Annotated in this window: 10 protein-coding genes; 8 read left to right on the top strand and 2 right to left on the bottom strand. The window is 42.4% G+C overall.

Annotated features, from left to right (window positions below; genetic code table 11):
- Nucleotides 1-199 precede the first annotated feature (199 nt).
- From ACWIUO_RS06615 to ACWIUO_RS06585, 7 genes are all read left to right on the top strand, one after another.
- Nucleotides 200-661, top strand: a complete 462-nt coding sequence (locus tag ACWIUO_RS06615) for a YkgJ family cysteine cluster protein (RefSeq protein WP_454177119.1) — start codon at nt 200-202, stop codon at nt 659-661.
- Between the two features lie 12 nt (nt 662-673).
- A complete protein-coding gene (locus ACWIUO_RS06610) occupies nt 674-1,687 on the top strand; it encodes a hypothetical protein (protein WP_454177118.1) in 1,014 nt (337 codons plus the stop codon).
- 105 nt (nt 1,688-1,792) lie between these two features.
- Nucleotides 1,793-3,457 carry a hypothetical protein gene (locus ACWIUO_RS06605; RefSeq protein ID WP_454177117.1) on the top strand — a complete coding sequence of 555 codons (1,665 nt, stop codon included), beginning with the start codon at nt 1,793-1,795 and terminating at the stop codon, nt 3,455-3,457.
- Between the two features lie 702 nt (nt 3,458-4,159).
- Nucleotides 4,160-5,293, top strand: coding sequence for a hydrogenase small subunit (locus ACWIUO_RS06600; protein WP_454177190.1), 1,134 nt, complete (start codon nt 4,160-4,162; stop codon nt 5,291-5,293).
- A 38-nt stretch (nt 5,294-5,331) separates the two neighbouring features.
- Nucleotides 5,332-7,071 carry a nickel-dependent hydrogenase large subunit gene (locus ACWIUO_RS06595; protein WP_454177116.1) on the top strand — a complete coding sequence of 580 codons (1,740 nt, stop codon included), beginning with the start codon at nt 5,332-5,334 and terminating at the stop codon, nt 7,069-7,071.
- A 136-nt stretch (nt 7,072-7,207) separates the two neighbouring features.
- Nucleotides 7,208-7,909 (top strand): Ni/Fe-hydrogenase, b-type cytochrome subunit, encoded by a 702-nt coding sequence (gene cybH / locus ACWIUO_RS06590; RefSeq protein WP_454177115.1) that lies wholly within the window; start codon nt 7,208-7,210, stop codon nt 7,907-7,909.
- Between the two features lie 204 nt (nt 7,910-8,113).
- Entirely contained in the window at nt 8,114-8,800 is a 687-nt protein-coding gene (locus ACWIUO_RS06585; protein WP_454177114.1) for a HyaD/HybD family hydrogenase maturation endopeptidase, read from the top strand.
- Here the strand turns inward: ACWIUO_RS06585 and ACWIUO_RS06580 are convergent.
- Nucleotides 8,797-8,946 carry a hypothetical protein gene (locus ACWIUO_RS06580; protein ID WP_454177113.1) on the bottom strand — a complete coding sequence of 50 codons (150 nt, stop codon included), beginning with the start codon at nt 8,944-8,946 and terminating at the stop codon, nt 8,797-8,799. The two genes, ACWIUO_RS06585 and ACWIUO_RS06580, sit on opposite strands and share 4 nt — an antisense overlap.
- 9 nt (nt 8,947-8,955) lie before the next feature.
- Nucleotides 8,956-9,759 carry a bifunctional hydroxymethylpyrimidine kinase/phosphomethylpyrimidine kinase gene (thiD, locus tag ACWIUO_RS06575; RefSeq protein ID WP_454177189.1) on the bottom strand — a complete coding sequence of 268 codons (804 nt, stop codon included), beginning with the start codon at nt 9,757-9,759 and terminating at the stop codon, nt 8,956-8,958.
- A gap of 241 nt (nt 9,760-10,000) precedes the next feature.
- On the opposite strand from thiD, the gene gpmI reads away from it, so the two are divergent.
- The gene (gene gpmI, locus ACWIUO_RS06570) at nt 10,001-12,280 is read left to right on the top strand and encodes a 2,3-bisphosphoglycerate-independent phosphoglycerate mutase (RefSeq protein WP_454177112.1); all 2,280 of its coding nucleotides are present in this window, start codon (nt 10,001-10,003) and stop codon (nt 12,278-12,280) included.
- Nucleotides 12,281-12,312 lie beyond the last annotated feature (32 nt).

Here is a 12,312-nt window from a genome sequence, read left to right as displayed (position 1 = left end):
TATCACGCAACTACCGCGCAACTATCACCCAACTACTGCGTAACTTATCACGCAATGCAAAATGGTTTTACCAAAATCCATAAACCTCCACGCTAAACCCCCCTATATTTAAAATCCGTTTTTTTTTTTTTGTCTAATATCAAATGCAAAAAAACTTGCATATTTATTTTAGATTTAGGGGGTGTGGATAAAGAGGAAAATGGAGTTAGAAAAGACACGAAACAAACAAGCGTTAGACAACGCACAAGAAACAAAAGCGTTAAGCAACGCAAACAAAACAAGAGCGTTGCAAAACGCACGGGAAACACAGGCGTTGAAAAAAGCGCAAAAAGTAGAGGCGTTAGACAATGCACAGGGCAAACTAGAATCGTTTGAATGCACAAAATGTGGGGCGTGCTGCAAAAGTATCGCACACATTGCGGAGCTAAGCGAGTATCACAGCGGAGATGGGGTGTGCAAGCATTTAGATTTGGCTACAAATGAATGCAAAATCTATGAAACGCGCCCATTAGTTTGCAGGGTAGATGAAATGTTTGAGAAGTATTTCTCTAGCATTTTATCAAAGGCGGAGTTTTATAAGCTAAATGCGAAGTGTTGCAATGCTTTGCAAGAGCAACAGGGCATTAGCGAAAATTTTAGAATGAAAATTACAAACACATAAAAGGAGTTTAAAATGGCATTACCATTGATACCGATTGGGATAGGACTAGTAGCTGGGGCGTCTGCGATTTTTGGAGCAAAAAAAGCCTATGACGCATATCAAGATTCAGAAAGGGCGGAATATTGGCACGAGCAAGCAAAAGAGGAGTATGAATCAAGCGAAAAAGAGTTAAAAAAGCACAAAAATGAAGCAGAGCAAAAATTCGCCGAACTTGGAGAGTATAAAAAACTTGTGATTGAGGAAACTTTCCCTAGATATTTGAATCTTATCGACAAATTAAAGATTGAAAAGCAAAAGGATTTAGGCGAGTTTCTTAAAGATTTTGATTTGACAAAATTTAAAGAAGCTAAGCAAAATCTTATTGATTTGCAAAAAGCACTTGGCGGACTTGTCGGTGGTGGATTAGCTGGGGCTGTGGCTGGGTTTGGTGCGTATGGTGCAGTAGGGCTTCTAGCCACAGCCTCCACAGGCACAGCGATAAGCTCTCTTAGTGGCATAGCTGCTACAAATGCGACTTTGGCGTGGCTAGGCGGTGGTGCTACTGCTATTGGTGGGCTAGGTGTGGCTGGTGGGACTGCTGTGCTAGGTGGTATCGTAGCCGCACCTGTCATCGCCGTAGCTGCGCTAGTGTGGGCAAAATCTGCGGAGAGCAAAAAATATGACGCGATGAGCTATCATACTGCGGTTGAGGCTGTTTGTGCGAGTCTAGAGGTAGAAAAGCTACTTTGGGTGCAAATATATGATAGGGCGCAAGAGACAAAAGCTTCTTTGGTGAAAATCGAGCAGGCATTTGGCGAGGCAATGTATCTGGTAGAAAATCTCATCGATAAAAAAGGCGATGAAGTGCATCAATGGGACAAAGATGAGCAAAAAAGCGTTACAGATATGATTCAGCTTGCAGGGACAACGCAAGCTATCATAAACGCACCCATTTTGTTTGATAATGACCCTACTACCAAAAAAATCATCGCCGCTCAAAAAGAGACAAAAAAGCTAATGGACGAGTTGCAAAAGAAATTTGGCTAGTTTGGCTTTTTGGCTATGCAAATCTACAAAATAGTGGGCAGAATCAAGGGACATAATCGCTTTTGATTCTGCTACAAAATCTAACAAAATCTAAGGAGTAAGAAAATGTCAGCTACAATGCAATATGAAGGAATCATCAAAGAAATCACTGATGAGATAGGGAATCAAACTTTGGCAAGATTTGGGCTAAATATATTTAGTCTAAATACTTATGAGGCTTATGGCGCAAGTGTGGGAATGACTAATGAATCTAGTCGAGCGTATAATCAACACAAAAAGAATCCACAAGCCTTTGGGCAGTATTTTGAGGAGCTAGATAGTGGAATGCAAAATATTTCAAGCGCACTTTTTAATAAGGGAGAAAAAACCTATACTACCGATACGCTTTTTGAGATTCAAAAGGCGCAACAGCAAATCAAAGACGGCAAAAAGCTAAAAGGCGAACAAAAAGCAAAATATGACTTTATAATGGCAAATTATGCCGATGAAGTCAAAAATATGGATTTTAGCTCGCCTAGTATGCAAAATCTCATAAATAGCGATATGCGTGAGGGCAATGGCAAATCGCTCAAAAATCATACAAATACCGATACCGTAACCATTGATAAAAATGGCAAAATCATCAAACAAGAGCAATTAAAAGTGATTCAAAAAACGGATGATTTATTGCACGATAGGTATTTAGACAATAACGATTCTCTAAAAATGCCACTTGATGACTACAAAAAGCACAAAGCCGAGCTAGAAAAAATGGTGGCAAATCCAAAAGATGAAGCACAGAGGGCAAAAGCACAAAAGGCACTAGATTTGCTAGAGGCAAATAACTTTTGCAATCGCATAATGTGTGAAAATCCGCGCACCACCGCAGTCATCACGCAAAGCGTAGCTACTAGCGCACATATCGCCCAAGCAGGATTGTCAGACGCAGTTGTGGTGGCATTAGCCACACTAGCAAATGGTGCAATCTATGAAATCAAAGACGCATTTAATGGCAATAACAATGTCAGCATAACCACGCGAATCAAAAGGCTAATAAATAATGTGATAAGTAAGCTAAAAGGTGCGTTTGTGCGCGGAAGCGGATTTGGCGCAATCGATACGATTATGGGGCTTTTGAGGCAGATTTTCCAATCTATCGCAGGGAAGCTAGAAGTGATTTGGAAAGAATTGCGAAGTGCCGCAAAATCCATATACAACGCCATAACCGACTATATCACGGGCAAAGTTTCTAGCTTTAAAGAATGCCTAAAAACTATCATAAAGGGGCTATTTTCTGCCACGATAGTCGTGGCTATCACAGGGCTTGAGGAAAATATTGAGACTGCATTAGGTGCGATTATCACGCCATTTTTAGCGGCGTTTGTCGCACCTACGCTATGTATCATTGTGGGTTCTATCGCTGTGGTAGGGTTTTGTAAGGCGGTAGATTTTGGGATTGACACGCTTTTTGGGGCGTTTGCACAAGCTGAAATCTCTAAAAAACGCTATGAGGAAATCTCCGCGCTTTGTGAAAAAATGCTCCCCCAAATTATCGCGGATACAAAACGGCTAGAACAACTAATCAAGCAAACAAACTATGAGAGAAAGCTAAAACTTGATATGTCATTTGAGGGGTATAAAAAAGCTATTTTAAGCAAAGATAGCGAGCAAAGCACGCACTATCTAAATGAAATCTGCAAACTCTATGGAAGCGAGCTAGAATGCAAAACCCACGATGATATGGTCAAAATCCTAAAAAACGAAAATCGCACGGGCAAACTAAAATGGTAGCAATGGTAGCAATAGTAGCAAGTAGCTTATTTATGGGATTTTATAAAATTTAGCGCGATTTTTTGTGGTGCATTTTTTATGGTGCTTATATGATTTGCATAAATGGCAAAAAGAGAAAATCTAAAATCGCACGCTAGATTTTGCACACTAAAATCTAGCAAAATCCAAAATCTAGCAAAAATCTAAGAAGGCAAAAATAGCATTTTTGCCTTCTTTTTGCAAATCCCCATTGCCATAAATTGCGACACCACCATAATTGCTACACAATACAAAATCTACATTTGACTAACATTAGGGGGATTTTAAGTAGATTAAGCAGAGGATTTAAATAAAAAATTTTAGATTTTGGTTTATATCATAGCTGTATCACAGCAAGATTTTAAGAACGATAAACTTAACAAATACTTGACTTTTTGCTAGAAATATTCACGCTTTATACATATTTTTGCGTAAAATCCCTCAAAAGATAAGCAGAATTTTTACCTTTTATCAAAATTGCTGTAATAATGATATTGCTTTAAGGTAGATTTAATAAAAATAGTATTACTATATTTTCTCACAAATCTTAGTATTTTAAGATTTGTTTTTCAATATCTTAAGTCAAGGAGTGTCATTATGCAAAGTAGCGTAGAAAGCAAGCATTTAGTGGATTCCATAGGCATAGTGGATTCTGTGGATTCTAGCACAAATGCCACAGATACGATGTATCAGCAAGCAAAAGAGAGGCTAGATAGATTGAGTCATTTGCCCGCTCACAACGCAGATAAAAATCTGCATAACGAGCTAGAATCAAAGGGCATTAGTAGGCGGGATTTTATGAAATGGGCTACGGCGATGACGGCTGCTTTGTCGCTTCCTGCGTCTTTTGTCCCGCTTACAGCGCGCGCAGCAGAGGTGGCAAATCGCCTGCCTGTGATTTGGCTTCATATGGCAGAATGCACGGGCTGTTCTGAGAGTTTGTTGCGTAGCGAAGACCCGAGCATTGATAGCATTTTGTTTGATATTATCAACCTAGAATACCACGAAACCATAATGGCAGCTTCAGGCTACCAAGCCGAGCAAAATCTAGAAAATGCTATCCAAAAGCACAAAGGCAACTACATACTAATGGTAGAGGGTGGAATCCCAAAAGGAAGTAGCGAATATTTCCTAACCATCGGAGCGCACGGACGCACAGGCGCACAAGAATGCAGAGAAGCAGCGGCAGGCGCAGCGGCAATCTTTACTATCGGCACTTGCTCAAGCTATGGTGGCGTGCAAGCAGCATATCCAAACCCAACGAATGCCCAGCCACTAGATGCTATCATCTCAAAACCGATGATAAAAGTCCCCGGCTGTCCGCCTAGCGAAAAAAATATCGTAGGAAATGTGCTTTATTTCGCATTATTTGGCAAGCTACCCCCTACTGATGCTTTTTGCCGTCCTACTTGGGCTTATCAGCACAGAATCCACGATTTGTGCGAACGCAGAGGGCATTTTGATGCGGGTGAGTTTGTGGAAAAGTTTGGCGATGAGGGCGCAAAAAATGGCTACTGCCTCTATAAAGTCGGGTGCAAAGGACCATATACTTTCAACAACTGCTCAAAATTACGATTTAACTCACACACAAGCTGGCCTATACAAGCAGGACACGGCTGTATCGGTTGCTCAGAGCCAAATTTTTGGGATACGATGAGTCCATTTGAGCGACCACTTGGCAATACGCCTTTCCATACGGCGTTTGGTGGATATGGTGCGGATAAAACTGCTGATACGATAGGCACGGTGATTTTGGCGGCTACGGCTGTGGGTATCGCAGCACACGCCATAGTCTCTACCACGCAAAAAGCTAAATAGCGACAAACTCAGCGCAAAATCTAATCAAAGGAGCGAATATGTCAAAGCGAGTAATAGTAGATCCGATTACGCGGATTGAGGGGCATTTGCGGATTGAAGTGATTGTAGATGATAATAATGTGATTCAAGATGCGTTTTCGTCATCTACGCTATGGCGAGGGCTAGAAAAAATCATCGTAGGGCGCGATCCTAGAGATGCGGGATTTATCGCGCAAAGAATCTGTGGCGTTTGCACTTATAGCCATTATAAAGCAGGGATTATGGCGGTAGAAGACGCACTTGGTATAAAAGCCCCGCTAAATGCACAGCTAACACGAAGCCTAATGAATATGGCGTTGTTTTTGCACGACCATGTTGTGCATTTTTATACTTTGCACGGGCTTGATTGGTGTGATATTACCTCCGCGCTAAAAGCCGACCCTGCAAAAGCAGCAAAAGAGGCGTATTTATACACAGATTTGCCTTTAGCTGCAGGGGAGAGCGAGCTAAAAGCGGTGCAAAAACGAGTGGGGGATTTTGTAAAACAAGGTGCGCTAGGACCATTCCAAAACGCGTATTGGGGGCATAAGACTTATAGATTTTCGCCTGAACAAAATCTAATCGTCCTCTCTCACTACCTAAAACTACTTGAAGTCCAAAGAGAAGCGGCAAAGATGATGGCGGTATTTGGCGGTAAGCAGCCTCACCCACAAAGCCTAACGGTAGGTGGCATAACCTCTGTAATGGATATTTTAGACCCTAGCAGGCTAGGCGAATGGAAAGGCAAATTTGACGCGGTGGCTGATTTTGTAAATCGCGCTTATTGGGCGGATTTGGTAATGGCTGGCAAAGTCTATGCAAATGAACCATCTGTAACGCAAGTGGGCTGTGGAGTGAAAAACTTCTTGTCATTTAGAGAAATCCAAGTGGGAGAAGATGAGTATCTATACAGCACGGGTGTGGTAAAAAATGGCGATTTAAACACCTTGCACGAAGTCGATGAAAGCCTAATCGCAGAGGAAGTTACGCATTCGTGGTATAAATATGAAAATACCGATAAAGTAGGCTTGCACCCCTATGATGGGCAGACTACGCCAAACTACACAGGATTTGAAGATGGCACAAGTATCGGCGCAGATGGCAAAGAGACAAAGAGCAAAAATCTAAAACTAGATGGCAAATACTCGTGGATAAAATCCCCTCGCTACGATGGAGAGCCTATGGAAGTAGGACCTCTAGCCACAGTAGTAGTAGGACTAGCTGCCAAAAACCCATACATCACGCCTGTGGCACAGAAGTTTTTAGCACAGACAGGATTGCCTGTGGGGGCGTTATTTAGCACGCTAGGGCGCACGGCTGCGCGCTGCATAGAAGCAAAAGTCATCGTGGATAATGGGCTAAAAGCATTTAACGCGCTAATACAAAATCTAAAAGTCGATACTCGCACTTGCGCGACTTATACAATCGATGAGAAAAAAGACTACAAAGGGCGATTTATCGGCAATGTCCCACGCGGTATGCTAAGCCATTGGGTAAGAATCAAAGATGGCAAAGTCCAAAACTATCAAGCCATCGTCCCTAGCACTTGGAATGGCGGACCTAGGGATTCTCAAGGCAAAAAAGGACCTTATGAAATGAGCCTAATAGGCACAAAAGTAGCAAACCTAACCCAGCCACTAGAAATCATACGACATATTCATTCCTTTGACCCCTGTATCGCGTGCGCGGTGCATCTAATGGATACTAAGGGCAATGAGCTTGCGCAATATAAAGTTGAGCCTGCGTTTGCTAGAATCTAGTGAGTGTTTTGCTAAAATCTAGCTAGATTTTGGGCTAGATTTTGGTATATTTGGCGTTATTTGAGTTGCATTTGTTTGAATTATAGTTGGGCAGTTTGGAGGGAATCTTTTTAGATTCTAAGATAAGGAGATAACAATGAGAGAAGCGATTGGTTCGGGTGAAAAAGAGTTTATGGCACACGAAGAATTCTCATTGCTTACGAGGATTTTTCATTGGCTTAGGGCGTTTAGCATTTTCGCGCTTATTATCACGGGATTTTACATTGCTATGCCATTTTTGCAGACCACGCCTAGTGGCGAGCCCACAGGATTTACGCAAGGCTATGTGAGAAGCTTGCACCTTATATGTGGGTTTGTGCTGATTGGGATTTCGATTTTTCGCGTGTATTTGTTTTTCTTTGACAAAGACGGGTGCAGTGAAGAGAGGCGCTCTTTTAGGCAGTTTTTGCAACCGCAAGTGTGGATAGCGCAAATTAAGACTTATATTTGGATTGGCAAGCACCCACATATCGATGGCGCGTATAATCCATTGCAATTTGCTACATACTTTTTCTTAGGCGTGCTAGTGCTACTCATAAGCCTTACAGGCGTTGCGCTGTATGGCAATGTCTATCATAGCGGGCTAGGTGGCGTGCTAGGGGCTTGCTTTAAATGGGTAGAAGTCGTGTGTGGTGGGATAGCAAATGTGCGCGTGATACACCATATACTTACTTGGGCGTTTATTGTGTTTATCCCTGTGCATATTTATCTAGCGGTTTGGAATTCTGTGAAATATCCAAATGGTGGCGTAGATAGTATCGTAAGCGGTGTGCGCTATCAAGGTAAGCTAAAAGTCTAGTTTTTGGGATTTTAGAAACTATCTCAAATCGCCTTAGACTTGAGTCGCCTTAGACTTGCAAGCGTCTCTAAAATTTTTTCTAAACGCAAGAATCTTGTTTGATTCTTGCGTCTTTGTTTTTTTGTTTTTGCATTTTTTGTAGGCTTAATTTTATAGATTATTAGTTTTGCGTGATTGTTTGACTTTATGCAGTTTGGTGGGTTTATGAGAGTCCTTGTGCTTGGCATTGGCAATATTTTGTTTGGCGATGAGGGCATAGGCGTGCATTTGATGAACTACCTAAAACTAAACTACAAATTTACCCATCCACTAAATTCTAGCCCGCTAGATTCTGCTCCGACAAAATCTAGCACACAAAAAACTAGCTTGCCAAAATCTAATCTGCCCAAAACTAGCTTGCCAAAATCTAACGAGCTAGATTCTAGCGAAAATCCAAAACATAGTTTAGAAAAATATAGTTTAGAGTTTATCGATGGTGGCACGCTAGCCCAAGCCCTTATCCCGCTTATCGTAGAGTATGATTTTGTGCTGATACTAGACACCGTAGATGTCAGAGGTGGCAAAATAGGCGATGTGTATAGCTTCCCTTTTGATGCGCTTCCTAAGCAAGTCTCTTGGGCAGGGAGTGCGCACGAAGTCGAAATGCTACAAACCCTTCGACTAACGCAGATTATGGGTGATTTGCCCAAAATCCATATCGTAGGGATTATCCCTGAAATCATCGGCGAGGACACGACTTTCGCGCTATCAAGCGAGCTATTATCAAAAGTGCATACTATGGAAAAAGAAGCGATAAAACAGCTAGAATCTTTGGGATTTGTCGCTACAAAGATAGATTCTCCCCTCTCTTTGCAAGACATCGCAGATAAATCATACAAGGGCTTTGATTAGGCTAATAAAGCCCCAATTTCTCTAAAATCTAATGCCCCCACCCCAAAAAGCAATCCCAAAATCTGCCCCAAAAGAAGTCCCAAAATCCACCACCTAAAATCTGCTCCACAAAAACCACCCCCCAAAATCTGCTCCCTAAAATCCAAAATCCACCCCTAAAATCTAAAAAAATGATTTGTAGGACCATTGCCCCCGCCTAGATTTAGACTATGCAAAATCGCACCAAATACATATTCTTTTGCCTCTCTCACGGATTGAAGCGCATCTTTTCCCATAGCTAGATTGCAAGCGATTGCGCTACTTAGCGTGCAGCCTGTGCCGTGCGTGTTTTTGGTGGCTACGCGTTTAGATTCTAGGATTATGATTTCACGCCCATCATAAAAAATATCATTTGAATCGCTAAGATTTATGCTATGCCCGCCTTTGATTAGCACGGATTTTGCGCCTTTTTCATAGAGGATTTTCGCCCCCTCTTTCATAGATTCCATATTTTTTATCTCAAATCCCACTAGCTCGCTAGCCTCTGGGATATTTGGCGTTAGCACATCACATAGAGGCAAAATCCCCTCTAGCTTTGTCCGCACAGATTTTGGCATAAGCGGGTAACCATTTTTGGCAAACATCACAGGGTCTAGCACGATATTTTTGGGTCTGTATTTCACTAGATTTGCCCTCACGCATTCTAGGATTTCTTCGCTTCCTAGCATACCGATTTTGCTAGCGCGTGGCACGATGTCGCTAAACACCGCTTCAAACTGCTCATCTATGGATTTGGCAGGCATATCATAGCTAGAGATTACGCGCTGTGTGTTTTCTGCTACCACGCTTAGCACGATACTCATTCCATAGAGTTTGTGCGCGCTAAATGTTTTTAAATCCGCTTGCAAGCCAGCCCCCCCACTACAATCACTCCCCGCGATACTAAGCACAGGGGGCAAAGTCGTGCTTTTTGGGGGGATTAAGTCCATATTTTCACTAGATTTTGTGTTTGATTTTGATTCCATTTTTTTCCTTATTTGTAGCATTTTGTGCTTTAATATTGCGCTTAAAAAACGGATTATACCCCAAAAGGCATTCTTAGATTCTAAATTATGCAAATGTATTTAAAGCGTTAAAAAAAATTAGCCCTTTTGTGCTTAAATAACATAATCGATTTTATGATTTTGCAACGATTGATTACAACGATTATAAAGGATAGCGATGAAAAATAACCTCACAAAACCACAAAAATGCGTGCTTATCATCACCGATGGCATAGGGCATAAGCCCCCCTCCCCTTACAATGCTTTCGCAAATGCTAAAAAACCCACTTATGATTGGCTTTTTGCAAATGTGCCTTATAGCCTCATTCACACTTATGGCGACTCTGTGGGGCTACCAAAAGGACAGATGGGAAACTCTGAAGTAGGGCATACAAGTATAGGCTCTGGGCGGATTCTCTATCAAGATTTAGTGCGGATACAAAAATCTTTGCAAGATGGCTCTTTGGCACAAAATCCGCTACTGCAAAACCACGCCAAAAACTCCAAACAAGTGCATTTGCTAGGGCTTATGAGTGATGGCGGGGTGCATAGCCATTTGGAGCATTTATTGGCAGTGGCAAAAATCTACGCAGGATTTGGCAAGCGCGTATGGCTTCATCTTATCACTGATGGGCGAGATGTATTGCCGACTTCGGCACTAGGGTATTTAGAGCGGGTGCAAAATCTATGCGATGAGGTAGAGGGTATCAAAATCGCAAGTATGAGCGGGCGATACTATGCTATGGATAGGGATAGGCGGTGGGAGAGGATAGAAGAGGCGTATAAAGTCATCGCTTTTGGTGAGAGCGATTCGTCTTTGGGTAATGACAATTTGTCTGCGGATAATCATTGCATAGATTTTGCAGATGTTGAGAGTTCGCAGGCAAGAGAGCCTAGCTCACCCCTAAAATCTACAAAAAACTCCACAAGCACCACCTCACAAACTAGAATTGTGGGGAAAAATGGTGGCAAAGATTCTAGTATGGCAAAATCGTCATTGCGAGCGGATTTAAAAAATCCGCGTGGCAATCCAAATCCCCCCTCACCAAACTATCAAAATATGGCAGAGGGGACTACAAATGATAAAAAAAATCCCCCCTCCCTTGCGGAGGGGGTTAGGGGGAGGGTAAAATCTAGCGATAGTTCGTCATTGCGAGTGGGCGATAGCGAGTGGGCGCAGTTTTGCGAGCAAAATCCACAAACAACAATTTGTCATACTGAGGGAGTGCAAGCGACCGAAGTATCTCAATCACAGCTTAAAAATAGAGATATTTCGGCTTTTTCAAAGCCTCAATATGACAAAAAAATCATTGACAAAACAATAGATTGCCACGCAAAATCTAGCGATTTTGCTCGCAATGACAAAATAGATTCCACCTCCCCAAGCCATCAAAATGTGGCGGAGGGGGCTACAAATGACAAAATAGATTCCCCCTCCCTTGCGGAGGGGGTTAGGGGGAGGGTAAAATCCACATTAGAATCTAGCCCAAAATCTAGCCTAGATTCTAATGTCAAATCATCATTGCAAGCAAATTTGCAAAATCCAAGACTAGATTCTGCCCCAAATCTAACCCCATACCGATACATAGAGCAATCCTACGCACAGGGCATTACAGATGAGTTTATCAAGCCAATGGCGTTTAATGGATTTTGTGGATTTGAGCCTAAAGATGGGCTAATGATGATAAATTTTCGCTCCGATAGAGCAAGAGAGATAATCCAAGCATTAAGCGATGAATCGTTTTGCGAATTTCATCGTCCAAAATGGTTTGGGCAGGGGCTAAAAACCCCGCAAAATGCGGAGCAAACCCTCACAATGACGCAATATGATGAGAGCTTCCCATATCCTATTTTGTTTCCCAAAATCACGCCCCAAAACACCCTAGCCGAAGTGCTAAGCAGGGAGGGCAAAACCCAAGCCCATATCGCAGAGACCGAAAAATACGCCCATGTAACTTTCTTTTTTAATGGTGGCGTAGAAGAGCCTTTTAGTGGCGAATCTCGCGTGCTTATCCCATCGCCAAAGGTGGCGACTTATGATTTGCAGCCAGAGATGAGCGCGCCAGAAGTGGGAGATGCGGTGTGTGAAGCGATAAAAGAGGGCAAAGATTTTGTGGTGGTAAATTTTGCAAATGGCGATATGGTGGGGCATACGGGCAAATACGAAGCCGCTGTGCGTGCGGTAGAAGCAGTCGATAAAGAGCTAGGCAAAATCTATGAAGTGGCAAAATCTTGTGGCTATGCTGTGGTGCTTACAAGCGACCACGGGAATTGCGAAGAAATGCAAAATGACAAAGGCGAGATAAAGACAAATCACACGGTAGGCGATGTGTATTGCTTCGTGCTAGCAGAGGGGGTAAAAAGCGTGAGTGAAGGCGGGCTAAATAATATCGCACCAACCGTGCTAAAAATAATGGACTTAAAAATCCCAAAAGAAATGGATAAACCGCTGATATAGATTTGGCTAGATTTTGGGGTAGATTTTTTGCT

Source organism: Helicobacter sp. T3_23-1056 (assembly GCF_053654535.1).
The sequence above is the reverse complement of the archived record's forward strand: the minus strand, read 5'-3'. Positions and strand labels throughout refer to the sequence as shown.

Coding starts and splice junctions, on each gene's coding strand:
- ACWIUO_RS06615 (WP_454177119.1), top strand. CDS start 200: ATGGAGTTAGAAAAGACACGAAACAAACAAGCGTTAGACAACGCACAA.
- ACWIUO_RS06610 (WP_454177118.1), top strand. CDS start 674: ATGGCATTACCATTGATACCGATTGGGATAGGACTAGTAGCTGGGGCG.
- ACWIUO_RS06605 (WP_454177117.1), top strand. CDS start 1,793: ATGTCAGCTACAATGCAATATGAAGGAATCATCAAAGAAATCACTGAT.
- ACWIUO_RS06600 (WP_454177190.1), top strand. CDS start 4,160: ATGTATCAGCAAGCAAAAGAGAGGCTAGATAGATTGAGTCATTTGCCC.
- ACWIUO_RS06595 (WP_454177116.1), top strand. CDS start 5,332: ATGTCAAAGCGAGTAATAGTAGATCCGATTACGCGGATTGAGGGGCAT.
- cybH (WP_454177115.1), top strand. CDS start 7,208: ATGAGAGAAGCGATTGGTTCGGGTGAAAAAGAGTTTATGGCACACGAA.
- ACWIUO_RS06585 (WP_454177114.1), top strand. CDS start 8,114: ATGAGAGTCCTTGTGCTTGGCATTGGCAATATTTTGTTTGGCGATGAG.
- gpmI (WP_454177112.1), top strand. CDS start 10,001: ATGAAAAATAACCTCACAAAACCACAAAAATGCGTGCTTATCATCACC.